Origin of the sequence: Streptomyces sp. NPDC050085 (assembly GCF_044460595.1) — a bacterium.
Taxonomy (GTDB): domain Bacteria; phylum Actinomycetota; class Actinomycetes; order Streptomycetales; family Streptomycetaceae; genus Streptomyces.
In genome coordinates, this window is the sequence record NZ_JBITJZ010000004.1 from 570,726 (window position 1) to 595,916 (window position 25,191).

Annotated in this window: 23 protein-coding genes; 5 read left to right on the forward strand and 18 right to left on the reverse strand. The window is 70.9% G+C overall.

The features are described from left to right. Positions 1 to 100: 100 nt before the first annotated feature. A complete protein-coding gene (locus ACIBUY_RS18775; RefSeq protein WP_365578323.1) occupies positions 101 to 1,081 on the forward strand; it encodes a sigma-70 family RNA polymerase sigma factor in 981 nt (326 codons plus the stop codon). Here the strand turns inward: ACIBUY_RS18775 and ACIBUY_RS18780 are convergent. Beyond that, the gene (locus tag ACIBUY_RS18780) at positions 989 to 1,378 is read right to left on the reverse strand and encodes an STAS domain-containing protein (protein WP_365578320.1); all 390 of its coding nucleotides are present in this window, start codon (positions 1,376 to 1,378) and stop codon (positions 989 to 991) included. The two genes, ACIBUY_RS18775 and ACIBUY_RS18780, sit on opposite strands and share 93 nt — an antisense overlap. Before the next feature lie 125 nt (positions 1,379 to 1,503). Between ACIBUY_RS18780 and ACIBUY_RS18785 the strand changes: the two genes are divergently transcribed. Next, complete coding sequence (locus ACIBUY_RS18785) at positions 1,504 to 2,430, forward strand: AEC family transporter (protein WP_365578318.1); 927 nt, start codon at positions 1,504 to 1,506, stop codon at positions 2,428 to 2,430. A 2-nt stretch (positions 2,431 to 2,432) separates the two neighbouring features. Here the strand turns inward: ACIBUY_RS18785 and ACIBUY_RS18790 are convergent, their stop codons facing one another. Beyond that, on the reverse strand, positions 2,433 to 3,020 hold the full coding sequence (locus ACIBUY_RS18790) for a Uma2 family endonuclease (RefSeq protein WP_365578316.1): 588 nt from the start codon (positions 3,018 to 3,020) through the stop codon (positions 2,433 to 2,435). A 106-nt stretch (positions 3,021 to 3,126) separates the two neighbouring features. Continuing rightward, positions 3,127 to 4,404 carry a thymidine phosphorylase gene (locus ACIBUY_RS18795; RefSeq protein WP_365578314.1) on the reverse strand — a complete coding sequence of 426 codons (1,278 nt, stop codon included), beginning with the start codon at positions 4,402 to 4,404 and terminating at the stop codon, positions 3,127 to 3,129. 162 nt (positions 4,405 to 4,566) lie between these two features. On the opposite strand from ACIBUY_RS18795, the gene ACIBUY_RS18800 reads away from it, so the two are divergent. Next, on the forward strand, positions 4,567 to 5,436 hold the full coding sequence (locus tag ACIBUY_RS18800; RefSeq protein ID WP_399153087.1) for a GyrI-like domain-containing protein: 870 nt from the start codon (positions 4,567 to 4,569) through the stop codon (positions 5,434 to 5,436). A gap of 106 nt (positions 5,437 to 5,542) precedes the next feature. Here the strand turns inward: ACIBUY_RS18800 and ACIBUY_RS18805 are convergent, their stop codons facing one another. The 6 genes from ACIBUY_RS18805 to ACIBUY_RS18830 form a co-directional block, all read right to left on the reverse strand. Beyond that, a complete protein-coding gene (locus ACIBUY_RS18805) occupies positions 5,543 to 5,932 on the reverse strand; it encodes a cytidine deaminase (protein ID WP_365578310.1) in 390 nt (129 codons plus the stop codon). Beyond that, positions 5,929 to 7,191 carry an ABC transporter permease gene (locus ACIBUY_RS18810; protein ID WP_365578308.1) on the reverse strand — a complete coding sequence of 421 codons (1,263 nt, stop codon included), beginning with the start codon at positions 7,189 to 7,191 and terminating at the stop codon, positions 5,929 to 5,931. The genes ACIBUY_RS18805 and ACIBUY_RS18810 overlap by 4 nt, the downstream gene beginning before the upstream one ends. Next, a complete protein-coding gene (locus tag ACIBUY_RS18815; protein ID WP_365578306.1) occupies positions 7,191 to 8,348 on the reverse strand; it encodes an ABC transporter permease in 1,158 nt (385 codons plus the stop codon). The genes ACIBUY_RS18810 and ACIBUY_RS18815 overlap by 1 nt, the downstream gene beginning before the upstream one ends. Before the next feature lie 2 nt (positions 8,349 to 8,350). Then, positions 8,351 to 9,907 carry an ABC transporter ATP-binding protein gene (locus ACIBUY_RS18820; RefSeq protein WP_365578351.1) on the reverse strand — a complete coding sequence of 519 codons (1,557 nt, stop codon included), beginning with the start codon at positions 9,905 to 9,907 and terminating at the stop codon, positions 8,351 to 8,353. Positions 9,908 to 10,177: 270 nt separating this feature from the next. Continuing rightward, positions 10,178 to 11,236, reverse strand: coding sequence for a BMP family protein (locus ACIBUY_RS18825; protein ID WP_399153088.1), 1,059 nt, complete (start codon positions 11,234 to 11,236; stop codon positions 10,178 to 10,180). 281 nt (positions 11,237 to 11,517) lie between these two features. Next, on the reverse strand, positions 11,518 to 12,576 hold the full coding sequence (locus ACIBUY_RS18830; protein ID WP_365578302.1) for a BMP family ABC transporter substrate-binding protein: 1,059 nt from the start codon (positions 12,574 to 12,576) through the stop codon (positions 11,518 to 11,520). A gap of 177 nt (positions 12,577 to 12,753) precedes the next feature. Between ACIBUY_RS18830 and ACIBUY_RS18835 the strand changes: the two genes are divergently transcribed. Beyond that, complete coding sequence (locus ACIBUY_RS18835) at positions 12,754 to 12,942, forward strand: hypothetical protein (protein WP_399153089.1); 189 nt, start codon at positions 12,754 to 12,756, stop codon at positions 12,940 to 12,942. Positions 12,943 to 12,967: 25 nt separating this feature from the next. On the opposite strand, the gene ACIBUY_RS18840 is transcribed toward ACIBUY_RS18835, so the two are convergent. Continuing rightward, positions 12,968 to 14,215, reverse strand: a complete 1,248-nt coding sequence (locus ACIBUY_RS18840; protein WP_399153184.1) for an amidohydrolase — start codon at positions 14,213 to 14,215, stop codon at positions 12,968 to 12,970. A gap of 277 nt (positions 14,216 to 14,492) precedes the next feature. Between ACIBUY_RS18840 and ACIBUY_RS18845 the strand changes: the two genes are divergently transcribed. Further along, complete coding sequence (locus ACIBUY_RS18845) at positions 14,493 to 15,059, forward strand: calcium-binding protein (protein WP_399153090.1); 567 nt, start codon at positions 14,493 to 14,495, stop codon at positions 15,057 to 15,059. Here ACIBUY_RS18845 and ACIBUY_RS18850 read toward each other — a convergent pair. The 8 genes from ACIBUY_RS18850 to ACIBUY_RS18885 all read right to left on the reverse strand — a co-directional run bounded on the left by ACIBUY_RS18850 (position 15,037) and on the right by ACIBUY_RS18885 (position 25,168). Continuing rightward, on the reverse strand, positions 15,037 to 16,185 hold the full coding sequence (locus ACIBUY_RS18850) for a Cmx/CmrA family chloramphenicol efflux MFS transporter (protein WP_399153185.1): 1,149 nt from the start codon (positions 16,183 to 16,185) through the stop codon (positions 15,037 to 15,039). The two genes, ACIBUY_RS18845 and ACIBUY_RS18850, sit on opposite strands and share 23 nt — an antisense overlap. Before the next feature lie 360 nt (positions 16,186 to 16,545). Next, positions 16,546 to 17,886, reverse strand: coding sequence for an enolase C-terminal domain-like protein (locus tag ACIBUY_RS18855; RefSeq protein ID WP_365578294.1), 1,341 nt, complete (start codon positions 17,884 to 17,886; stop codon positions 16,546 to 16,548). A gap of 28 nt (positions 17,887 to 17,914) precedes the next feature. Further along, on the reverse strand, positions 17,915 to 19,240 hold the full coding sequence (locus tag ACIBUY_RS18860; protein WP_399153091.1) for a gluconate:H+ symporter: 1,326 nt from the start codon (positions 19,238 to 19,240) through the stop codon (positions 17,915 to 17,917). Positions 19,241 to 19,310: 70 nt separating this feature from the next. Next, the gene (locus ACIBUY_RS18865) at positions 19,311 to 20,258 is read right to left on the reverse strand and encodes a 5-dehydro-4-deoxyglucarate dehydratase (RefSeq protein ID WP_365578290.1); all 948 of its coding nucleotides are present in this window, start codon (positions 20,256 to 20,258) and stop codon (positions 19,311 to 19,313) included. A 150-nt stretch (positions 20,259 to 20,408) separates the two neighbouring features. Then, positions 20,409 to 21,455: a hypothetical protein gene (locus tag ACIBUY_RS18870; protein WP_399153092.1), complete on the reverse strand. Its 1,047-nt coding sequence runs from the start codon at positions 21,453 to 21,455 to the stop codon at positions 20,409 to 20,411. Positions 21,456 to 21,525: 70 nt separating this feature from the next. Then, entirely contained in the window at positions 21,526 to 22,470 is a 945-nt protein-coding gene (locus tag ACIBUY_RS18875) for an N-acetylneuraminate synthase family protein (RefSeq protein ID WP_365578286.1), read from the reverse strand. Positions 22,471 to 22,484: 14 nt separating this feature from the next. Next, positions 22,485 to 23,780 carry an N-acylneuraminate cytidylyltransferase gene (locus tag ACIBUY_RS18880; protein WP_365578284.1) on the reverse strand — a complete coding sequence of 432 codons (1,296 nt, stop codon included), beginning with the start codon at positions 23,778 to 23,780 and terminating at the stop codon, positions 22,485 to 22,487. A 47-nt stretch (positions 23,781 to 23,827) separates the two neighbouring features. Continuing rightward, entirely contained in the window at positions 23,828 to 25,168 is a 1,341-nt protein-coding gene (locus ACIBUY_RS18885; protein ID WP_365578282.1) for a DUF6716 putative glycosyltransferase, read from the reverse strand. Positions 25,169 to 25,191 lie beyond the last annotated feature (23 nt).

The window sequence follows — 25,191 nt, forward strand, 5'->3', positions numbered from 1 at the left end:
CGCATTTCGCCGGTCCGGGGGCCGTTGTCAGTGGGCTGCGGTAGCTTTCCAAGTGCTGGGGATGTGCTGGGACTCACAGCCGTTTTGGGGGCGTTGGACGATGAGCGAGACCGCGACGAAAGCCGGACTCGACGACCTGGAGAAGCACCGGGTCGAGCTGACCGGGTACTGCTATCGGATGCTGGGCTCGGCGTTCGAGGCCGAGGACGCCGTGCAGGACACGATGGTGCGGGCCTGGCGCAGCTTCGACAAGTTCGAGGGCCGCTCCAGCCTGCGCTCCTGGCTGTACCGCATCGCGACGAACGTATGCCTGGACTCGTTGAACGCGGGGAACAAGCGGGCCAGGCCGATGGACCTGACGGCGGCGGCCCCGCTCGCCCAGGCCGCGCTCAACCCCCGCCCCGACAATGTGTGGCTGGAGCCCATGCCGGACGCCCGCATGCTGCCGACGGCGCACGACCCGGCGGAGGCGGCCGTCGCGCGGGAGTCGGTGCGGCTCGCGTTCGTCGCGGCCCTGCAGCAACTGCCCGCGAAGCAGCGGGCGGTGCTGATCCTGCGCGAGGTCCTCGCCTGGAAGGCCAGCGAGGTCGCCGAGCTGCTCGACACCTCGGTCGCATCGGTCAACAGCGCGCTGCAGAGGGCCCGTTCGACCCTTGCGGACGCCCCGCCCGCGGACTCGGCGACGGCGAACCCGCTGGACGAGGAGCAGCAGAAGCTCCTGGAGCGCTACGTGGCGGCGTTCGAGGGGTACGACATGAAGGCGCTCACCGAGCTGCTCGCCGAGGACGCCGTCATGACGATGCCGCCGTTCGACCTGTGGCTGCGCGGCACGGAGGACATCACGGGCTTCATGCTCACGATCGGCCACGAGTGCGAGAACTCCCGGCTGCTGCCGGTCTCGGCGAACGGGACACCGGCGTTCGCCCACTACAAGCCGGACCCGGACAGCGGCGGGTTCGTCCCGTGGGCGATCCAGGTCCTCGAGATCTCAGACGGCCGGATCGCCGGATTCCACTGCTTCCTGGACCTCAGCAAGCGCTGGTTCCCGCTGTTCGGCCTTCCGGAGCGGCTGCCCGCCTGAGCCGGACAGCCCCAAGGTGTCGGCGAGTCCGGCGAGTTGGAGCAGCAGGGCCAGCTTCGGGGACGGATCGCGCAGCCGGATCCGGCCCCCGGCCCTGCGGGCGGCCAGCTGCATCCGGGCGAGCGCGTCGATGGTGGCGAAGTCGGTGCCGGTGACACCGGAGACGTCACAGATCACCTCGCCGCCCGGGTCGCCCTGCCGGGCGGCGCGGCGGACGCGGTCGCACCACTGAGGGGCGTCGCCCGGACCGATCGGCCCGGCGACGACCACGACAGGAGGAGACGGGGAAGCAGCCACGTAGACAAGACCGGACGGCCGCGCGGAACTCATCGGTGCGCCGCCCGGATACGTGGCGTGTGCTGGGTCACGTTGATACGGATCAACGTTGACCTGCGGTTCCGCCACGGCCGAGGGTGGAGCCCGTGCAAGGGGTTCTCAACGGGTTCGCGGTCATCGCGATCGTCATCGCGGTCGGCTATGTCATCGGCAGGCGCCGCTACTTGGGCGAGGGCGGCCGCGAGGTCCTCACCAAGCTCTCCTTCCACGTGGCGACCCCGGCGCTCCTGTTCACGATGCTCGCCAAGGCGGACCTGTCGCTGATCCTGTCGCCGAGCCTGCTGGTCACGGCGCTGTCCACGGCGGCGGTCGCGGGCGTCTTCGTCACGGTCGCGGTGGTACGCCGCTGGGGCGTGGGCCGCACCACGATCGGCGCGCTGTGCTCCTCGTACGTGAACTCGGGGAACCTGGGCATCCCCATCGCGGTGTACGTCCTGGGCGACGCCTCGCTCGTCGCGCCGGTGCTGCTCTTCCAGCAGATCGTGGTGACGCCGGTCGCGCTGACGATCCTCGACCTGGCGGAGGCGTCGGGGACCCGGCAGACGTGGGGGCAGCGGCTGCTCACCCCGTTCCGCAATCCGATCGCGATCGGCGCGCTGTCGGGCGTGCTCGTCTCGGCGACCGGCTGGACGGTCCCCTCGCCGGTCTTCGACCCGCTGGAACTGATCGCGAACATGTCGGTCCCGGCGATCCTCATCGCCTTCGGCATCTCGCTGAACGGCAGTTCCTGGCCGGGCGGCCGGGGCGCCGACCGGGTGCCGGTGCTGCTGTCGACGGCGCTGAAGTCGGTGGGCCAGCCGGTGGCGGCGTGGGCCCTCGCGTCCTTCGTCTTCGGCCTGCGCGACGACCACTTGCTCGACGTCGTGGTGACCTCGGCGCTCCCCGCGGCCCAGAACCTGTTCACGTACGCGAGCCGGTACGGGGTGGGCGAACGGCTGGCCCGGGAGTCGATCCTGCTGTCGACGATGGCTTCGGTGCCGGTGCTCGTGGTGGTGGCGGCGCTGTTGGGGTGAGGTCAGTCGATGGGCAGGACGCCGGTGTCCAAGGTGACCTCGAACGGTGCCGGGAGCGCGAGTTCCTCGCCGTACTCGACCGAGGCGAGCACGCGGTACGTCCCGTTCGACGGGTCGCCGTAGAGCGTCGCGGTGGGGCGGCCCGAGAGCCAGGGGTCAAGCAGCAGGTAGAGCGGGACTCCTGCCGTCGCGTAGCCGTGGACCTTCTTGATCCGGTCGTGGTTGGCGTTGCCCTTCGAGGTGATCTCTACGACCAGTTCGGCTTCGGCGGCCTGGACGCGACGCTTCTGCCGCAGGGCCGCCTTGGGCACGACGCACAGGTCGGGGATATAGAGACCGGCGGCGCCCTCGGCGATCAGGCCCAGGGTCTGGTAGATGCCGCAGCCCTCCGGCCGCGCCGGCCAGAGGACCTCTGTAACCAGCTCAGCGGCGTCGTTGTGTTCCTCAGAAGGCGGTGGCGGCACAGTGACGATCCCCTCGATGATCTCCACCTTGCAGCCCTCGGGGGCGTCCGTCCGCTCCCAGCGGCGAACGGTCTCGTCCCAGTCCGAACCGGCGGACGGCCCGGACTCGGCGGCGAGTGCGCTCATGGCGGTGCTCCTATCGGTCGTCACCGATACCAGCATGCCGAACGGGACCGGCACAGGTCCACCGATCCCGTTCACCCGAAAGGGGAGCAGCTGAGGAAACCCCAGGTCAGCCGATACGTTCCAGCACGATCGGGCCCGCCGTGAACCGCGTACCGGCGGGTGCGATGTCGTACGCGCCCTCCAGCGCCTCCAGGGCGTACCCGAACCGCTCAGGGGTGTCCGTGTGCAGCGTCATCAGGGCCTGGCCCGCGAAGACGGAGTCGCCGGGCTTGGCGTGGAGTTCGATGCCGGCGGCGGCCTGGACCGGGTCCTCCTTGCGGGCCCGCCCGGCGCCGAGCCGCCACGCGGACAGGCCCACCGAGAGCGCGTCGAGGCGGGTCAGGACCCCGGGGGCCGGGGCGGTGACGGTGTGCGTCTCGCGGGCCGTGGGCAGTGCCGCGTCCGGGTCGCCGCCCTGCGCCGCGATCATCCGCCGCCAGGCGTCCATCGCCGAACCGTCGGCGAGGGCCTTCGCCGGGTCCGCGTCCTTCAGGCCCGCCGCGTCCAGCATTTCGCGGGCCAGGGCGAGGGTCAGCTCGACGACGTCGGCGGGGCCGCCACCGGCCAACACCTCGACGGATTCCCGGACTTCGAGCGCGTTGCCCGCGGTCAGCCCGAGCGGGGTGTTCATGTCCGTCACCAGAGCGACCGTCGGCAGGCCGTGGTCCGCCCCCAACCCGACCATGGTGCGGGCCAGTTCGCGGGCCTGCTCCAGCTCCTGCATGAAGGCGCCGGTGCCCACCTTCACATCGAGGACGAGGGAGCCCGTGCCCTCCGCGATCTTCTTCGACATGATCGAGGAGGCGATGAGCGGGATGCAGTCCACGGTCGCCGTGACGTCGCGCAGGGCGTAGAGCTTCTTGTCGGCGGGGGCGAGCCCGCTGCCGGGCGCGCAGATGACGGCGCCGACGTCCTCGAGGGCCCGCATCATCTCCTCGTTGCTGATGTTCGCGCGCCAGCCCGGGATCGACTCCAGCTTGTCGAGCGTGCCGCCGGTGTGGCCGAGGCCCCGGCCCGACAGCTGCGGCACGGCCGCGCCGCACGCGGCGACGAGCGGGGCGAGCGGCAGCGTGATCTTGTCGCCGACGCCGCCGGTGGAGTGCTTGTCGGCTGCCGGGCGCGCGAGCACGGAAAAGTCCATCCGCTCGCCGGAGTTGATCATCGCGGCGGTCCACCGGGCGATCTCCGCACGGTCCATCCCGTTCAGGAAGATCGCCATGGCCAGGGCCGACATCTGCTCGTCGGCGACCTCGCCGCGCGTATAGGCGTCGACGACCCAGTCGATCTGCGCGTCGGTCAGCCGGCCCCGGTCCCGCTTCGTACGGATGACGGAGATGACGTCCATGGCACTTCCTTCCAGGGGGCGGGGATACGCCCGCCCGACTCTACGCGCATAGACACGACGGAGGGAAGACCGCCGACCCGACGCGAACGGGCACAGAATGTCGGGCCGGGGTCATGACCCCGCTCCTACCGTGGTGATCACGAACAAGGAAGGGAACCGGGCGTGCTGGACCGTCTCAACCAGGCCATGGACCACATCGAGCGGCATCTCGCCGACGACGCACTGGACGTGGCCGACCTGGCGCGCATCGCCGCGACGTCGGAGTACCACCTGCGCCGGATGTTCTCGGCGCTCGCGGGGATGCCGCTGTCGGAGTACGTACGCCGACGACGGCTGACCGTGGCGGGGGCCGAAGTCCTGTCCGGCCAGGGCACGTTGCTGGAGACCGCGATCCGGTACGGGTACGGCTCGGGCGAGGCGTTCGCGCGGGCGTTCCGGGCGCTGCACGGGGTCGGCCCCGGCGAGGCCCGGCGCACCGGAGCGGCGCTCGTCTCGCAGCCCCGGCTCTCCTTCCGCCTCACCGTCGAAGGGAGCAGCAGTATGCGTTATCGAGTGGTGGACCGCCCGGCGTTCAACGTCGTCGGGCTCAAGGCCCGGGTTCCGTTGGTGTACTTGGGCCCGAACCAGGCGATCATCGACTTCCACCGCGGCATCGACCCGGAGGTCACCGAGCGCCTGAGGGCCCTGCCCGACCAGGAGCCCGAGGGCATCGTCGCGGTCTGCGACGACCTGGATCCGGGGCGGGCCGAGGGCAGCGAACTCGACTACTACCACGCGGTGGTGACCTCGGCCCCGGCTCCCGAGGGCGCGGTGGCCCTGCCGGTCCCGGCCGGGACCTGGGCCGTCTTCACGACGTCGGGCCCGGCCCCCGAGTCCATCCAGAAACTCTGGTCCGACGTCTACACGGAGTGGTTCCCGTCGAACCCGTACCGGACGCGGCCCGGCCCGGAGATCCTCCGCACGACGCCGTTCGCGAACGGGGAACAGGCGGAGGCGGAGCTGTGGTTGCCGGTGGAGCGGGAGGAAGGCTGAGGCGCCGGCCGTCCCTTCACGCCGCGCACGGCCGAGCCGCACAGGCTCGGCCGTGCGCGGACCGCCGTCCGCCTGTCGGCTGACGCACGTCCATGACGTCCCGGCTTCAGTTCAGGTTCTCGGGGCCGAACGCGTCCGGGAGGATCTCACCCAGCGTCCGCACTCCTGACGACGTCTCCAGAAGCAGCTCGCCGCCCCCGAACTCGTACAGGAGCTGTCGGCAGCGGCCGCACGGCATCAGGATCTCGCCCTTGCCGTCCACGCACGTGAAGTGCGTGAGGCGGCCGCCGCCCGTGGCCTGCAGCTGGGAGACGAGGCCGCACTCGGCGCACAGGCCGAGGCCGTACGACGCGTTCTCGACGTTGCAGCCCGAGACCGTGCGGCCGTCGTCGACGAGGGCCGCCGCGCCGACCGGGAAGCCCGAGTACGGAGCGTACGCGCGGGCCATCGCCTCGCGGGCCGCCTGCCTGAGCAACTCCCAGTCGGGGTCCGTCATTTGCCCTGGCCCTTCCGGTACGGCTGGCCGTCCGCCTTCGGCATCCTCAGGCGTTGTGCCGAGAGCGCCAGGACGATCATGGTCAGGACGTACGGCATGGCCGTGGCGACCTGGCTCGGGACCGAGTCCGTGGACGCGTACCAGAAGAAGAGGAGGACCGAGACGGCGAGCGTGACCGCGCCGCCGACGTACTTCTTCTTCCAGATCAGCCACGCGACGGCCAGCAGGGCCAGGATGGCGATGAGCAGGAGCAGCGCGTGCGTGTTGTCCGTGCCGCCGCGGACCTTGAGGGTGTCGCTGTAGCCGAACAGGCCTGCACCCAGGGCGAGTCCGCCCGGCATCCAGTTGCCGAAGATCATCGCGGCGAGGCCGATGTAGCCGCGGCCGCCGGTCTGGCCCTCCAGGTAGTAGTTGGAGGAGACCATCGAGAGGAAGGCGCCGCCGAGGCCCGCGAGGGCGCCGGAGGCCAGCACCGCGATGTACTTGTACTTGATCACGTTCACGCCGAGGGACTCGGCCGCGACCGGGTTCTCGCCGCAGGAGCGCAGGCGCAGACCGAACGACGTGCGCCACAGGATCCACCACGAGGCGGGGATCAGGGCGACCGCGATCAGGGTCAGCCAGGAGACGCCGGTCATGATGCCGCCGAGCAGGCCCGCGACGTCGGAGATCAGGAACCAGCCGTGCCGGTTGAGGTCGGCGAGCCAGTCCGCGAGGCCGGGGACGGTGAACTCGCCGAGGCTGGAGACGGGCGGGGACTGCCGCGTGGTGGCGTTGTCCATGCCGTCGTAGATCATGGCCGACAGGTAGCGGGTCGCGCCCAGGGCCAGGATGTTGATGGCCACACCGGAGACGATGTGGTTCACGTTGAAGGTGACCGTGGCGATGGCGTGCACCAGACCGCCGAGCGCGCCGCCGACGAGTGCGGCGATGACGCCGACCCAGGGGCCCCACTGGTAACCGGCCCAGGCGCCGAACCACGTACCGAGGATCAGCATGCCCTCGAGGCCGATGTTGACCACGCCGGCCCGCTCGGCCCACAGGCCGCCGAGGCCCGCCATGCCGATGGGGACGGCGAGTTGGAGCGCCGTGGACATCTGGCTGACCGAGGTCAGACCGTTCTCGTCGGTGATCAGACGGACCGCGGAGACCAGGCAGATCAGTCCGGCGACGAGGAGAAGCAGGACGGGGAGGCTGAGCTTGCGCCGGGCCGCCGGGGCGGCGGCAGGCGTCTTGTCGAGGACGGGAGCCGTACTCATCAGGCGGCCACCTCCTGCTTCTTGTCGTTGGTGTCGGAGGCGTCGGGGCCACCGAGAACACGGCCTGCCGCGAGTTCGGCGCCGACGCGCTGTTGCTGGCGGCGGGTGCCCCAGACGCGGACGGCCTCGTAGGAGACGACCACGGCGATCACGATCAGGCCCTGCATGATCGTGGCGATCTCGGAGCTGTAGCCCTGCAGGTCCAGCGGGTCGGCCGCGTTGAACAGCCAGGACAGGAGCAGCGAGGCGAGCGCCATGCCCGCCGGGCTGTTGCGGCCGAGCAGCGCCACGGTGATGGCGTTGAAGCCGAGCGAGGCCGGGAAGGAGTCGGAGAAGGTGTGGGTCGAGCCGAGCAGCGTCGGCAGACCGGCCATACCGGCGATGGCGCCCGACAGGAGCATCGCGGTGAGGACCATCTTCTTCGCGGAGACGCCGGAGGCGGCGGCCGCGGTCTCGGAGGCACCCGAGGCACGCAGGTCGAAGCCGAAGCGGGTGCGGTTGAGCATCACCCAGTAGACGACGCCGAGCACGGCGGCGACGACCACGAAGCCGTAGATCGTGCCGACCTGGTCGCCCATGTTGATGCCGGGGAACCAGCCGGCCTTGTCCATCTCGCCGGTCGTGCGGTTGTTGCCGACGGCGACGCCGAAGGCGTCCTCCAGGGTCAGGTACGCGATGACCGAGCCCGCGATCGAGTTCAGCATGATCGTGGAGACGACCTCGCTGACGCCGCGGGTCACCTTGAGGATGCCGGCGATGCCGGACCAGATCGCGCCCGTCACGGCGGCGGACAGGATCAGGACCGGGATCTGCAGGAAGGCCGGGAAGGCGAGGTGCGCGCCGACGATGGCGGCGACACAGGCGGCGAGCCGGTACTGGCCCTCGACGCCGATGTTGAAGAGGTTCATCCGGAAGCCGATGGCCACCGCGAGCGCGCCGATGTAGAGACCGGCGGCGTCATTGATGATCAGGACCTGGACGTCGGAGAACGTCGCCTGCTCGAACATGATCGAGAACGGGTCGAACGGGTTCTCGCCGGAGGCCACCAGCACGATCGAGGTGAGCCCGAAGGCCACGATCAGCGCGATGACGGGGCCGGCCGCCGCAAGGAGGAAACGCTCCCCGTTTTTTGCGGACCAGCGCTTGAGGAGGTTCATGGTCAGGCACCGTCTTCCGTGTGCTCCAGGTGGCCCGAGGCGGCACCGGTCATGGCGGATCCCAGCTCTTCCGGGGTGATGGAGGCCGGGTCGGCGTCGGCGACCAGGCGGCCGTCGTAGATGACCCGGAGGGTGTCGGAGAGGCCGATCAGCTCGTCGAGGTCGGCCGAGATGAGCAGCACGGCGAGGCCCTCGCGGCGGGCCTCGCGGATCTGGTCCCAGATCTGCGCCTGCGCGCCGACGTCCACACCGCGGGTGGGGTGGGCGGCGATCAGGAACTTGGGCTTGTGGCTCATCTCCCGGCCGACGATCAGCTTCTGCTGGTTGCCGCCGGACAGGGAGGCGGCCGTGACGTCGATGCCGGGGGTGCGGACGTCGTACTCCTCGACGATCCGCGCGGTGTCGGCCTGCGCGGACTTCGGGTCGAGCCAGAAGCCCTTGCTGTTGGGGCGCTCGGTGACGTGGCCGAGGATGCGGTTCTCCCACAGCGGGGCCTCGAGGAGGAGGCCGTGGCGGTGGCGGTCCTCGGGGATGTAACCGACGCCGTTCTCGCGGCGCTTGCGGGTCGCCCAGGCGGTGATGTCCTCGCCGAGCATCGTGATGACGCCGCTGTCCGCGTGCTCCAGGCCGATCAGGGACTCGATCAGCTCGGTCTGGCCGTTGCCCTCGACGCCCGCGAGGCCCAGGACCTCACCGGCGTGGATGGTGAAGGTGATGCCGTCGAGCAGCGGCTTGCCGCCGCCGGGTGCGGCCAGGCGCAGGTCCTCGACCTCGATCACCGGACGGTCGGTGACCGTGGACTCGGCGGTCTCGGGGGTGGGCAGTTCGCTGCCGACCATGAGCTCGGCGAGCTGCTTGGGGGTGGTGTCGGCCGGGACGGCCGTGCCGACGGTGGTCCCGCGGCGGATGACGGTGATCTCGTCGGCCACGGAGAGGACTTCGCCGAGCTTGTGCGAGATGAAGATGACGGCCAGGCCCTCGGCCTTGAGCTCGCGCAGGTTGTCGAAGAGCGCGTCGACCTCCTGCGGCACGAGCACGGCGGTCGGCTCGTCCAGGATCAGGGTGGTGGCGCCGCGGTAGAGGACCTTGAGGATCTCCACGCGCTGGCGGTCGGCGACGCCGAGGTCCTCGACGAGGACGTCGGGGCGCACCCCGAGGCCGTAGCGCTCGGATATCTCGAGGATCTTCTTCCGTGCCTTGGAGCCGATCCCGTACAGCTTCTCGCTGCCGAGGACGACGTTCTCCAGGACGGTGAGGTTGTCCGCGAGCATGAAGTGCTGGTGGACCATGCCGATGCCGCGGGCGATCGCGTCGGCGGGCGAGGAGTAGGAGACCTGCTCGCCGTGGATGGCGATGGTGCCCTCGTCCGGCTTCTGCATGCCGTAGAGGATCTTCATCAGCGTGGACTTGCCGGCCCCGTTCTCGCCGACCAGGGCGTGCACGGTGCCCTTGCGGACGGTGAGGCAGATGTCGTGGTTGGCGACGACGCCCGGGAACCGCTTGGTGATGCCCTTGAGTTCTACGGCGACCGTGGCCGGCGGGGAGCTTGACGTGGCGATGGCGCACTCTCCTGGGAAGGGGGGCCGCCTACACGCGTAGCGCCCCAACAACGGTGTGCGAGAAGCGAGTTCGAGACCGAGTTCGAGTCTGGAGTCCGAGCAGGATCCCACGAACGCGTTACGGGGAAGAAGCGTCCGGCGGGGATACACCTGAGAAGACCCCTGAATGAAACGTCCCCGTACCCGGTCCCTGACCGGGTCGGCCCGGACCGCGTCGCACACGCGGTCCGGGCTCCCCCCTTCGCTACGCCTTGCGGCGCTGCGGCTGCCTTACTTGGCGGCGACCTTGATGGTGCCGTCCACGATGCCCGTCTCGGCCTTCTTCAGCGCGGCCTGGAGCTTGCTGTCGTTCTTGAACTCCGGGTTGGAGTCGGCGAGGGAGACCTCACCGGACTTCAGGTTGCCGGTGATGACACCGGTCTCCGGCGCCTTGTTCTCGACCGACTCGGCGAGCTTGAAGATCGACTCGGCGACGCCCTTGGTGGCGGACGTGATGATGTACTTCTTGTACGCCGCCAGGGGCTTCTGGCTGTACTGGTCGGAGTCGACGCCGATCGCGTACTTCTTCGCGGCGGCGGCGGCCTCGATGACGCCCTGACCGGACAGACCGGCGGCGTGGTAGACGACGTCGGCGCCGTCCTCGAGCTGCTTCTCGGCGGCGGCCTTGCCGAGGTCCGGCGAGGCGAAGCCCTTGGCCGGGTCCTCGTCGAGGAACTGGACGTCGACCTTGACACCCTTCTTGGTGTCCTTGACGCCCTGCTCGAAGCCGGCGCGGAACTTGTTGATCAGCGCGTTGTCGACGCCGCCGACGAAGCCGACGTGGTTCGTCTTGGTCTTCAGGGCGGCGGTGACGCCGGCGAGGTAGGAGACCTCGTTCTCCTGGAAGACCAGGTCGGCGATGTTCTTGCCCTGGACCGAGGCGTCGTCGACGATGCCGAAGGTCGTGTTCGGGAACTTGGCCGCGGCCTCCTTCACCGCCGGGGCGTAGGAGTAGCCGATGCCGACGACCGGGTTGTAGCCCGCCTTCGCCAGGTTGACCAGGCGCGCGGCCTTGTCGTCGTCGGACTCGCCGTCCTTCGGCTCCTGGTCGGCGACCTGGTAACCGAACTTGGCCTTGGCCTTCTCCAGGCCCTGGTACGCGGCGTCGTTGAACGACTGGTCGCCCTTGCCGCCGACGTCGTACGCGATCGCGAGGCCCTTGGCCCCCTTGCCATCCTTGCCGCCCGCGGACGACGACGCGTCCGACGAGGTGCCGCCGCAGGCGGCCAGGGCGAGGGCGAGAGAGGCGGTGGCGGTGCCTGCGACCGCTATGCGGGAAACCCGGCGCATGGGAAGTGCTCCTTCGTACAAGCGCCGGAGGGACAGGTGCCGACGCTGAGTTCGCCGCAGAGTAACGCGCGTAGACAAAACATAAAACCCCTTCTGTCCATCTCGTTACCGGGGCGTTGTGCACCCCCTCGCGGCCCCTCGGAGGCCCTTTCCGAACGCAATGCAGGGCGGGCGCGGAAAGGGTTCCGCACCCGCCCTGCACGTTGTACGTATGACCTGTGTGTCCGAACTGAAATGTTCAGCGTCGGTACTTAAGCGGCCCTTTGGACCGCTGTGCACCACTACGGCTTGGTCGCGACCTTGATCGTGCCGTCGACGATGCCCTTCTTCGCCGCGGCGACCGCGTCGGCCAGGCCCGCGATCTCCTTGAACTTGGGGTTCGACTCCGCGGCACCCACCCCGTTGACCTTGAGGTCGAAGGTCTGGACGCCGGTCAGCGGCTTGCCGTCCTTGACCGACTTGGCCAGGGAGTAGACGGCGCCGCCGACCTCCTTGAGCGCGGAGGTGAGGATGTACTCCTTGTACGCGGCCAGCGTCTTCTGGTTGTACTGGTCGGAGTCGACGCCGATGACCCACTTCTTCTTCGTGGCGGCGGCCTTGATCACGCCCTGCCCGGAGAGACCGGCCGCGTGGTAGATCACGTCGGCGCCGTCCTCGAGCTGCTTGTCCGCGGCGGCCTCGCCGAGGTCGGGGCTGGCGAAGCCCTTGGCCGGGTCCTCGTCGAGGTACTGGACGTCGACCTTGACGCCCTTCTTGGTGTCCTTGACGCCCTGCTCGTAGCCGGCCTGGAACTTGTTGATCAGTTCGTTGTCGACGCCGCCGACGAAGCCGACGTGGTTCGTCTTGGTGGCCTTGGCCGCGGCGACGCCGGCCAGGTACGAGGACTCGTTCTCCGCGAAGACGAGCGACGTGACGTTCTTGCCCTCGACGACGGAGTCGACGATGCCGAAGGTCGTCTTCGGGAACTTCTTCGCCACTTCCTTCAGCGCGGGGCCGTAGGCGTAGCCGATGCCGATCACCGGGTTGTAGCCGGCCTTCGCCAGGTTCGACAGGCGCTGGGCCTTGTCGTCGTCGGACTCGCCGTCCTTCGGCTCCTGGTCGGCCGTCTTGTATCCGAACTCCGTCTTGGCCTTCTCCAGGCCTTCGTAGGCGGAGTCGTTGAACGACTGGTCTCCCTTGCCGCCGACGTCGTAGGCGATGGCGAGCCCGAGGTCCTTCTTGTCGGACGAACCACCCTTGTCGCTCTCATTGCTGGTGCCGCCGCAGGCGGTGGCGGCGAGGGCGAGACCGGTGACGGCCACGGCTATCCGCGTGAGCCGGGTTGTACGAGAACGACGCATGATCGGCTGCTCCTTCGTCAACACGCCGCGCAGGGCGTTGAGTTCGGCGGAGCGTAACGCGCGTAGAGGGGGTGGGGAACGGGGTTCGGGCCTGCCGTTACCGATTCGTGCCGGGCGTCGGTTACGTCCCGGTGAAGGAGCGTGACGAAGGGCACGAACAGCCCTCATTATCCACTCATGAGCCGCCTGGCCCCGAAGCCGACCGCGATCGCGGCGGCCCTCCTCGTCGCCCTCGCGGCCGCCTTCGCCCGCTTCAGCACGAACCTGTTCGGGCCGGACCGGCCGGGCCAGAACACCGACCCGAAGGGCGAGCCGGTGCGCCGGCGGGCGGTCGGCTCGCCGGCGGAGGGGCTGTACTGCACCTGAGCCCCCGTACGGGCGGGGGCGCCGGTCACTTCCCGTGCGCGTCCAGCAGGGCCGCCGCGGTGAACAGCTCCACGCCCACCGTGATCGCGTCCTCGTCCGCGTCGAAGTCGCCCTGGTGGAGGTCGCGGCTGCCGCGCTCGCCCGGGGACTTGACGCCGAGCCGGGCCATGGACCCGGGCACGTGCTCCAGGTACCAGGAGAAGTCCTCGCCGCCGAGGCTCTGCTGGGTGTCCTCGACGGAGTCGGGGCCGAGCCGGGCGACCATAGCGTCCCTCAACAGGTCGGTCACCGCCGGGTCGTTGACGACGGGCGGCACTCCGCGCACGTAGTTCACGACCGGCTTGGCCCGGTACAGGTCGGCGATCTCCTGGACGGCCGCGTGCACCAGGTCGGGCGCCGCGCGCCAGGACTCCAGGTCCAGGCAGCGCACGGTGCCGGAGAGCTCGGCGTGCTGCGGGATCACGTTGCACGCGTGGCCCGTCTCGAGGCGGCCCCAGGTGACGGCGAGCCCGGAGCGGGCGTCGACGCGGCGGGCGACGACGGCCGGGACCTCGGTGGCGACCTTGGCGGCAGCGGTGACGAGGTCGGTGGTGAGGTGCGGGCGGGCCGTGTGGCCGCCGGGGCCGTCGAGCGTGACCTCGAGGCGGTCGCAGGCCGAGGTGATCGGCCCGTGCCGCAGGCCGATCCGCCCGGCCTCGACCTTCGGGTCGCAGTGCACCCCGACGATCTTCCGTACGCCGTCGAGGACTCCGCACTCGATGGCGTCGGCCGCGCCGCCGGGCAGCACTTCCTCGGCGGGCTGGAAGATCAGCCGTACCGGGTGCGGCAGTTGACCCCTGCGGTGCAGGTCGGCGAGGACCAGGCCCGCGCCGAGCACGACGGTGGTGTGCACGTCGTGGCCGCAGGCGTGCGCGCGGTCGGGGACCGTCGAGCGGTACGCGCAGCTGACCTTGGTGTCCGGGATGGGCAGCGCGTCGATGTCGGCGCGCAGTGCGAGCATCTCGCGCCCGCCGCTCCACTCCCCCGACTCGGTGCCGATGTCGCAGATGAGCCCCGTGCCGATCCCGAGCACGCGCGGCGTGAGCCCGGCCTTCTCCAGGCGGGCCTTGAGCACGGCCGTCGTGCGGAACTCCTGGTTGCCGAGCTCGGGGTGCATGTGCAAGTCGCGCCGGAAGGCGATGAGTTCGGCGCGCAGTGCGTCGGGCAGCGTGCCGGGGAGCACGCCGCCCGGGGTGGCTTCCCCTGGGTTGTCGGCCTCGGACTCTCGGGACATCAACTGGTTCACCCTCTGAAGGGTAGGGCGGCCCGGGGGTCAACTGACGCGCGATCAACAAAAGTTCAGCCAGATTGACGTAAGAAATCTCGCCTTGCCAGGTATGTGGATCGTATGCGGTGGGTAGGAAGACTCTTTCCACCTGCGGCTTGTCCCGCTCTCACCGGACCGTTCCCCCATCGGCGTACGAATTTCCGTACGCATCCCATCCATGACGCCCTCTCCGGCGAACTCCGAGGCAACGACGCACCACTGGCCTCGACGGAAGAGGGACATCATGCGCAAGATCGGTTCGTTCAGTGCCGCGCTCGTGTCGGCGGCTCTGGTCGCAGCGGGCGCGGGGACCGCTGTGGCGGCTCCCGGCGCGCTCGCCTCCGGCACCGTGTACTGCATGGGGCAGCCCGCGACGATCGTCGGCACGGAGGGCCAGGACTTCGAGACCGGCACCCCCGGCAACGACGTCATCGCGCTGCTCGGCGGCAGCGACACCTACGCCGACGCGGGCGGCGACGACCTGGTCTGCCTGGGCTCGGGCAACGACCAGATGGGCGCCGACTTCGCGTTCGTGACGGGCTCCGACACCGTGGACGCGGGTCCCGGCGACGACGAGGTGTTCGGCTTCGACGGCGCGGACACGGTCCTCGGCGGCGACGGCGCGGACCGCCTCACGGGCGGCAACGGCGCGGACGACCTGCGGGGCAACGGCGGCGACGACGTCCTCAAGGGCGAGGGCGCCAACGACACGCTGATCGGGAACACCGGCACCGACAGTGCGGACGGCGGCGCCGGTGTGGCCAACAAGTGCGCGGCGGAGAGCGAGGTCAACTGTCAGCTGGACCCGTGACGTTCACGGGTCCTGTGCGGCGGGCGGCCATGGCGCCGCCCGCCACCGCGAACGCGGCCGCCACGAGCCCCGCGCTCACCCAGGGCACCGCCTCGAAACCGCCGCCGGACGCGAGTCCTCCGGCCCAAGGGCCCACCGCGGCACCGACGTTGAGTGCCGTCGTCGCGCAGGCTCCCGCCAGCAGCGGGGCGCCCGACGCCGCGTACAGGGCACGCGCGATGAGTGTGGATCCGACGGCGAAGGACAGCGCGCCCTGGGCGAAGGCGAGCGCGAAGGTGGCCGTGGCGCCGGCCGCCGCGTACCCGAGCAGCACCCAGCCCGCGAGCAGCGCCGCCCCGCCGCCCACGAGCACCGGCATCGGCCGCGCGTCCGAGAGTCGGCCCGCCGCGGTCACCCCGGCGAACGAGCCGAGGCCGAACAGGGCGAGCAGCGCCGGGACCCAGGGCTCCGGGATGCCCGCGACGCCGGTGGCGAGGGGCGCGAGGTAGGTGAACGTGCAGAACGTGGCGCCGTTCACGAGGGCGCCGAGGAGGAGGAGCGTGAGCAGGCGCGGGGAGCGCAGGGACCGTAGTTCGGTGCGCAGGTCGGCGTGCAGGTCGGTGTGCGGTACGTCATCGGGGGCGCCGCCCGTCGGTCCCTGCGGGTCCGCCGGGACCGAGCGGACCACCGCGGCGAGCGCGGGCAGACAGATCAGCGCCACGGCCCCGAACGCGGCCCGCCAGCCCAGGAGTTGACCGAGCAGCGCCCCGCCGGGCACCCCGGCGACGCAGGCCAGGGTGGTGCCGCCGAGGAGGATCGACGTGGCCCGGCCCTTGGCATCGGGGGCGACCAGCGCGGCGGCCGTGGTCAGGGCCACCGTCAGGAACCCGGCGTTGGCGAGTGCGGCCACGGCGCGCGTGGTGAGCAGGACGCCGTAGCTGGTGGTGACGGCGCCGACGACGTGCGCCGCGGTGAACACCGCGAGGAACCCGAACAGGGCCGACCGGCGCGGCCAGCGGCGCGCGAGCACCGCCGACAGGGGCGCACCGACGATCATCCCGAGCGCGAACGCGGAGGTGAGGGACCCGGCGGCCGGGATGGAGATCCCCAGGTCATGGGCGATGTCGGGGGTCAGGCCCGACAGCATGAACTCGGAGGTGCCCTGCGCGAACACGGCGAGGGCGAGCAGATAGAGCGGAAGCGGGAGAGGCACAGCGGACTCCGTGACCGTACAGATGGGTGAGAGGTGGTCGCGGTACGGCAGTCCGTGCGATGACGACATCTATGGCGACATCGATGGCGATGGCGGTGGCGTGCGTCAGCGGAGAACGGCACCCTGGGGAGGGGCGGTTCTCAACGCCGCGCGGAAGAAGGCCACCGGACGGCTGCCGGTGGCCGGAGTCTGTCGGACTCGGGATTGTTCACGCCGGGCAGCGTAGGCAGCCGCCCGGCGTGACGTCCATTGGTTTCCGATGGCTTCCGATGGTTCCCGATGGTTCCGACGGCCTCAGCGCACCAGGCACGGCCGCTTGCTGTCGAACTCCCAGCCGGGGACGAGGTACTGCATCGTGACGGCGTCGTCGCGGGCGCCCAGCGCCTTGGCCCGGTAGAGCTCGTGGGCGGCGAGGAGGCGGTCCATGTCGAGGTCGACGCCGAGGCCCGGTGCGTCGGGGACGGCGATCTCGCCGTCGACGATGCGCGGCGGGGCGACGGTCAGCCGCTCCAGGCCCTCCTGCCAGATCCAGTGGGTGTCCAGGGCGTTGTAGGCACCGGGGGCGGCCGCGCCGCAGTGGGTGACCATCGCGAGGGAGATGTCGAAGTGGTTGTTGGAGTGGCAGCCCCAGGTCAGGCCCATGGCGTTGCAGAGCTGGGCGACGCGCACCGAGCCCTGCATGGTCCAGAAGTGCGGGTCCGCGAGGGGGATGGAGACGGACTGGAGGGCCAGGGCGTGGGTCATCTGGCGCCAGTCGGTGGCGATCATGTTGGTCGCGGTCGGCAGGCCCGTCGCGCGGCGGAACTCGGCGAGGATCTCGCGGCCCGAGTAGCCGTCCTCGGGGCCGCAGGGGTCCTCGGCGTAGGCGAGCACGTCGGTGAGCGGGGTGCACAGGTCGATGGCCTCGCGCAGTGACCAGGCGCCGTTCGGGTCGAGGGTGATCCTGGCCTCGGGGAAACGGTCCTTGAGGGCGCGGACCGCCTTGACCTCCTCGGGCCCGGCCAGGACGCCGCCCTTGAGCTTGAAGTCCCGGAAGCCGTAGAGGTCGTACGCCGCCTCGGCCTGGCGGACGATCGCCCCGGGGGTCAGCGCCTCCTCGTGCCGGATCCGGTACCAGTCGACGTCCGAGTCGGCCTCGCGGGCGTACTCGAGGTCGGTGCGGTCGGGGTCGCCGACGTAGAAGAGGTACCCCAACACCCGTACGGAGTCGCGCTGTTGGCCGTCGCCGAGGAGGGCCGCGACCGGTACGTCGAGGTGCTGCCCCAGGAGGTCGAGGAGCGCGGACTCGACGGCGGTGACGGCGTGCACGGTGGTGCGCAGGTCGAAGGTCTGGGCGCCGCGGCCGCCGCTGTCGCGGTCGGCGAAGCGGTCGCCGATCGCGCGCAGGATCCGCTTGTAGTCGCCGACCTTGGCGCCGACGACCAGGGCTTCCGCGTCGCGCAGGGTTTGGGTGATCTGCTCGCCGCCGGGGACCTCGCCGAGTCCCGTACGGCCTTCGGAGTCGGTGAGGACGACGACGTTGCGGGTGAAGTAGGGGCCGTGGGCACCGGAGAGGTTGAGCTCCATGCAGTCGCGGCCCGCGACGGGGTAGACGGCGAACTCGGTGACGGTGGGCTGCTGTTGGGGCTTGCTCATCGGATTCCTTGGCTGGAGGGGAGGGAGGTCAGATGCCGACGGCGTTCAGCGCGAGGACGCCGCCGAGGCCCAGGATCGCGAGGACCGTCGTGTAGCTGGTGCGGACCTTGATGGCGTCGGGCAGGGAGAGGTTGAAGTACTCCTTGAAGAGCCAGAACCCGGGGTCGTTGACGTGGCTGAAGGCGAGCGAGCCGCAGGAGACCGCGAGCACCATCAGCTCGGGGCTGACGGGCTGGCCCGCGAGCAGCGGGAGCACCACTCCGGAGGCGGTGACCACGGCGACCGTGGCCGAGCCGAGGGCGAGGCGCAGGATGGCCGCGATCAGCCAGGCGAGGATGATCGGCGAGACGGACCAGGAGTCGGTGAGGTCCTTGATGTAGTCGGAGATGCCGCCTTCGACGAGTACGTTCTTGAAGGCGCCGCCGGCCCCGATGACGAGCAGGATCATCGCCATGGCCTGGGCGGCCGACGAGCAGGAGGCGGTGACCTCCTTCAGGCTCCGGCCGATGCGCGGCCCGAACGCCCAGATCGCGAGGGACAGCGTGAGGAGCAGGGCGATGGGGGCCGAGCCGAGAAACGCGACGGTGTGCACGAGCGGGCTCTCGGAGTCGGTCGCCATGTCCGTGATGGACGCCCCGGCGATCAGCACGACCGGGAACAGGGCCACCGACAGGGACCAGCCGAGGCCCGGCATCTCGTGCTCGTCGAACTCCTTCTCGCTGACCAGGCCCAGCGGGATGGACGGGTCGAGCTTCCTGACGAACGGCAGGCGCGGCCAGACGAGGGCGATCAGCGCACCGGCCGGGACGGCTATGCACAGGCCGTACAGCAGGGTGTGCCCGACCGAGGCGTGGAAGGTGCTGGCCACGGCGACGGGTCCGGGGTGCGGCGGCAGGAAGCTGTGCATCGTCGACAGGGTGATGGACATCGGCAGGCCGACCCAGAGCAGGTTCGTCCGGGTGACGCGGACCAGGGTGAAGGCGACGGGCACGATGATGATGAACGCGACCTCGTAGAACATGGTCACGCCGATCAGGATCGACGTGACGACCATGGCGAGCTGGACCCCGCGCGGCCCGAAGGCGTCCAGGAGCCGTCCGGCGATCCGCTGTGCGGCGCCGGAGTCCCCCATCACCCGGCCGACCATGGCGCCGAGCCCGATGGTGAGCATCGTGTCGCCGATCTGGCCGCCGATGCCCTCGGACAGGACGTCCGGGATGGTCGCCACCGGGATGCCCTGGACGACGGCGACGCCCACGGCCACGAGCAGCAGGGCGATGAAGCCGTTCAGTTTCAGCCGGGTCATGAGGAGCAGCAGGACCAGAACACTGATCCCGACGACGAGGAGCGGCATGCCAGTTCTCCCTTGAACTGTGCGAGTGCTGAGCTGTGCGGGTGCGGACCGAGCGGGGGCCGGGGGCGGGTCAGCCGATCAGGCTCAGGCCGCGGTCGAGCACCTTCGCCAGGTCGGCGAGGTCCTGCGGGCCCGGGTCGGTGAGCGGGGCGCGGACCGGGCCGACGGGCAGGCCGCGCAGTCGGGCTGCGGCCTTGACCAGGGACACGGCGTAGCCGGGCACCCGGTCGCGCAGTTCGACGAGGGGGACGTAGAACTCGCGCAGGAGTGTCGTCAGGGTCGCCTCGTCGCCGGCCCGCAGGGCGGCGAAGAAGGCGTCGGCGATCTCGGGTGCGAAGGCGTGCACGGCCGAGGAGTACGCGGGGACGCCGACGGTGGCGTAGGCGCGGGCCTGGATCTCGGCGGTGGAGGCGCCGTTGAAGAAGAGGAAGCCGTCGGGGGCGGCGAGGGTGAGGCGCTGGAGGCGGTCCAGGTCGCTGTGCCCGTCCTTGACGCCGATGACGGTGGGGAGCGCGGCGATCTCGCGCAGGCTGTCGGCGCCGAAGGCGACCTGGCCGCGCTGGTAGGCGATGAGCGGCAGCCGGGTGCCCGCGGCGACCCTGCGGACCTGTTCGACGAGGCCGGCCTGCGGGGCGGCGGTCAGGTAGTGCGGCATGAGGAGCAGGGCGTCCGCGCCCGCTTCCTCGGCGATCCGGGCGAAGCGCAGCGCCTGCGCCCAGCCGTAGCCGGTGCCGGCGACGACGGGTGCGCGGCCGTCGACGACCTCGACGGTGGTCCGCACCACGGTGCGGTACTCGTCCTCGTCGAGGGAGAAGAACTCGCCGGTGCCGCAGGCGGGGAAGACGGCGCCGGGGCGGGTGGCGACCTTGTCGGTCAGATAGGCCCGGTAGGCGTCGGGGTCGAGGCTGCTGTCCGCCGCGAAGCTGGTGAGCGGGAACGACAGGACGCCGCTCGCCATGCCGTCGCGCAGCCGCTGGGCGACCCGTTCCGCCTGGGTGTCCCGCTCGATCCCCACCATGAACCCCATTCCCGTATGCAGATGGCGTCTACGTATGGAGATGGAGGCTAGATCCGTGAACGCGACAGGTCAATGGGGGCGGGCGCCATGATCGGCACCCGCCCCCATTGACCTGTGATCACTCCGTGGGTCTCACACAAGCCGCGAGTCTCAGACCATCCGCACCCCGCGCGCCGACCCCGCGATCCCCGCCAGGAACCCCTGCGCGTGGTCGGAGACGCCCTGCGTCAGCCAGGCCGGGTCGATCTCGCAGACCGCGACCTTCACGTCCGTGCCCGCCAGCGCGAGCGGCAGGGTGTGCACGACCGTCGACGGGAAGCTGAGGATCGTACGTCCTATGGGGCCGCGCCGTGCGATCAGCTCCAGGGGGAGGTCGGGGCGCACGACCTCCAGGCCGGTTTCCACGGCCAGGCGGTGGAGTTTGTCGGCGGCCTCGCGGCGGTGCGCGAAGTAGCGGGTCGCGCCGTGGGCGGCGGCCAGGCCGCGCACCGCCTCCAGGTAGCGGTCCAGGTCCACGACTCCCGTCTCCACCAAGGACGTTCCCACCAGGTCCGCGCCGCGGGTCAGGCGCGGCGGGCCGAAGCGGGCGCGGGTCCAGGCGTAGTCGTTCGCCGTGATCGTCACGCCCTCGGGGGCCTCGTCCACCGGCATGGAGGTGAAGACGGAGACGGTGCGGCGCCCGGGGCGCGGGGTGAGTCTGCGGCGGGCCGAGGCGGAGACGGGCGCGAAGGCGACGTCCCGCGGGCCGGGGCGGCCGCCGCGCCGGTGCCAGCGCACGAGCCGTTCGCCACGGGCCAGTTGGGCGACGAACTCCATCGTGGCCGTGCCGTCGTCGACGACGACCAGGTCGCGGGCGCGGGTGATGGTCAGCAGGAGTTGGACGTAGCGGGAGAACGGGTCGCCGATCACTATCCGGTCCGCCCTGCGCAGCGGCCCGGCGAGGCCGCCGACCGTCTGGAAGGGCGCCCCCGCGCCGCCGCGCGCCTCCTCCCAGCGCACCAAGTGCCCTTCGCCGCGCGCCAGTTCGGCCATGCGGCGCAACTGGCCGCGTGTCATCGGGTCGGTGGGCGAGAGCACCACGACGGTGGCCGTGACGCTTTCCAGGTGGGCCCACTCGAGGACGTTGAGGAGCTGTACCGGGCTCTCGACGAAGCACAGCGTGCCGGCGTTGCTGCCGCTGTCCGTACTGCCAGACATCTGCGACCCTCCCGGGGACGCCAGGGCGGCCCAGCGCGTGAAGTCCGCTGAGCCGCCTCGGAGTTGGGGGTCAGACGCCGACCGGCTCACCGGCGGCGACGGCGATCTCCGACTCGGCGACGACGCCCGCGACGCGGCGCAGCTTCTTCATCGGGCCGAGCTCGGACTCGTAGACCTTCTTGACGCCGTCGCCGAGGGAGGCCTCGATGGTGCGGATGTCGCGCACCAGGCGGGTCAGGCCCTGCGGCTCGACCGAGGCGGCCTGGTCGGAGCCCCACATGGCGCGGTCGAGGGTGATGTGGCGCTCGACGAAAGTGGCGCCGAGGGCGACGGCGGCGAGCGTCGTCTGGAGGCCGGTCTCGTGCCCGGAGTAGCCGATCGGGACGTTCGGGTACTCGGCCTGGAGGGTGTTGATGACGCGGAGGTTGAGCTCTTCGGCGACCGACGGGTACGTCGAAGTGGCGTGGCACATCAGGATGTTGTCGCTGCCGAGGACCTCGACCGCGTGCCGGATCTGCTTCGGCGTCGACATGCCGGTGGAGAGGATGACGGTGCGGCCGGTCGCGCGCAGGGCGCGCAGCAGCTCGTCGTCCGTGAGCGAGGCCGAGGCGACCTTGTGCGCGGGGACGTCGAACTTCTCCAGGAACGCGACGGCCTCGGTGTCCCACGGGGAGGCGAACCAGTCGATGCCGCGCTTCTTGCAGTGCTCGTCGATCTGGCGGTACTCGTCCTCGCCGAACTCGACGCGGTGGCGGTAGTCGATGTACGTCATCCGGCCCCAGGGGGTGTCGCGCTCGATGTCCCACTGGTCGCGCGGGGTGCAGATCTCCGGGGTGCGCTTCTGGAACTTGACGGCGTCGCAGCCCGCCTCGGCGGCGACGTCGATCAGCTTGAACGCGTTCTCCAGGTCGCCGTTGTGGTTGATGCCGATCTCACCCGTGATGTAGACGGGGTGGCCGGGGCCAGCGGTGCGCGAACCGAACGTACGGACACGGGAGTTGAGAACAGAAGACATGAGGGGGTGTTTCCTTACCTGTGGAGGGAGTCGAGAGAGGGGCCGAGGATCCAGCTGGCGATCTCTCGGATCGCGCCGTCGCCACCGGGGACGGTGGTGACCGCGCGTGCGGCGCCGCGTACGACGTCGTGGGCGCTCGCGACCGCCACGGGCCAGCCGGCGACGGCGAAGCACGGGAGGTCGTTGACGTCGTTGCCGACGTAGAGCACGCGCTCCGGCGCGATGCCCTGCTCCTCGCACCACTGCTTCAGCGCGAGGTCCTTGCGGTCGATGCCGTGCAGGACCGGGATCTTGAGCTTCCTGGCCCGGGCGGCGACCACCGGGTTCTGTTCCGTGGACAGGATCAGCATCGACAGGCCGCTCTTGCGCAGCGCCGCGATGCCGAGGCCGTCACCGCGGTGCACGGTGACGAACTCCCGTCCGTCGGAGTCGATCAGCACCCTGTCGTCGGTCTGGGTGCCGTCGAAGTCGAGGACGACCGCGTCGATGTCCTCCCGGGTGGGGAGGGCACTCTGGTCGAAAAGGGGGGCGAGGGCCCGCGCGCGGGCCAGGTCGTGCGGGTCGTCGATCTCCAACACCCGTGCGGGGTCGGTGCGGACGAGTTCCGTACGGCCGAAGAAGCGGTGCTCGTGGCGGCGGAAGCCGGTGGCCTCCATCGCGTACACGGCGCCGGTCTCGAGGAGGTCCTGGGGGCGGTCCTGGCGGCGCGGGCGGAAGGACTTGTCGTGGTTGACGCCGTAGCCGCCGCTGGTCGCGACCGTCTCGGAGACGAGGGTGTCGGTGCCGCCGACGGAGGCGGCGCGCTCACCGGCGACGGCGCGGGGCTCGTCGGCCGCGTCGCGCCACACGAATCCGTGGAAGGGGGCGACGGTCAGCGCGCTGTCGGCGCCGTTCTCGACGATCGCGGCGACCACCCCGTCGACGTCCTCGCGGACGGTGAAGGGGCTGGTGCACTGCACGAGCAGCACGATGTCCACGGCCGCGCCGTGCAGCGCCTCGTGCGCGTCCATGGCGTGCAGGACGGCCGCCTCTGAGGTGGCCTTGTCGCCGGCGATGGCGGCGGGCCGGGTGACGACCTCGGCGCCCGCCTCCCGCGCGGCGGCGGCGATGGCCGCGTCGTCGGTGGAGACCACGACGTCGGTGACGTACCGCCCGGCCAGGCAGGCGTGCACGGCGCGGGCGACGAGGGGCACTCCGGCGACCTGGGCGAGGTTCTTGGCCGGTACGCCCTTGGAGCCGCCGCGGGCGGGGATCACCGCGAGCACACGGCGGACGGGGGCGGCGGCCGCTCCCGCTTCCGGGTCGGTCATGTGGGGGTCTCCTTCGGGGAGTTGGGGGATGCGGGGGGCGCGGCTGGTCACAGCTCCCCCATCCGCCGGATCACGGGGGCGACGCGCTGCACGCCGTGCCGGTAGGCGCCGCGGGCGGCCCTGCGGACGGTGCGGCGCACGGCGCCGGGGGCCTTGTCGGCGGCGGGCGCGCCGGGCAGCGGTGACCCGTCGGGCGCGAGGTGGTGGCGGGCGAGGACGCGGGGCAGGTAGCCGGGCGCGGTGGTGCGGCTGTAGTACGGCGCGAGCGGCGGCAGGTCGCCTTCGAGGAGTCCTGCGACCTTGGCGCGTGCCCCGTCGAAGGCCTTGTCGTACGTGCCGTCGGCTGCGACGCCCTGCCGGGCGACCCACGCGGGGTCGGGCTCGGGCAGCACGCCCGCGTCCAACTGGTCCCAGGACACCAGGCAGTTGGACCCGGTGAAGTGGTGGTTGCCGAGCGCCTCGCGCACCCCGAGGTCGGTGAGCAGCGCGGTGGGGATGCGCCGGTGCAGCGATTCGAGCGCGGCGGTGGAGCTGACGGTGACGAGCAGGTCCGTCCGGTCGAGGACCTCGCCCATGTTTCCGTACACGAGACGGAAGTTGGCGGGGAGCTCTCGTTCCTGGGAGAGCTTCTGGGCGAGCTTCTGGTACGGCACTTCCTCGATGTGCGTGGTGTGCTCGCCGGGCTTGCTGCGCAGCTTGAGCAGCACCTCGCGCTCCGGGTGCGAGCGGGCGTGCCGCACGAGGCGCTCGAGCAGGTACGCCCGGTCGGCCGGGGTGTCCGGCACGGACGGCTGCGCGGCGAACACCACGGTGTACGGGTCGTGTTGCTCCGTGTAGGGCGCGCCGCCGAGGAACGGCAGCGCGCACTCGGTGACCGCCGCGGCGTCCGCGCCGACGCCCTCGTACACGGCACGGAACCGCTCCGCGTCGTAGGCCGAGTTGGCGAGCACCACGTCCGCGCCGTGCCGCAGGAGCAGCCCGTCGGCCAGCTTCTCGTAGACGACGCCGACGTAGCCGGTGACGACGACGGGCCGCTGCTTCACCTCCCGCCATGCGTGGGCGAGTCCGTGCAGTACGGCCTGGACGGCTCCGCCCACCAGGGCGAGGACGACCACGTCGTACGCATCGGCGTCCCGCTCCATCACGCGCAGGAACTCGACCGCGGTGACCTCGTCGAGGCGGTCGGCGCGCACGCCGACCTCGGTGAGCTGGCGGGCGGTGGGGGTGGCGCGGCCGCGCAACAGGAATCCGTCGAGGGCCGCGCCTCCAGAGCTGTCGGAGGTGAGGCGGGACGCGGTGAGCGAGCCCCACTTCCACCGGGTGTCGGAGTCCGCGAGCACGGCGACGCGCTGCCGCTTGGCTGTACTTCGCACTTCACTTGCTGGCACGTCGAAGAAGTTAGGAAGGCATT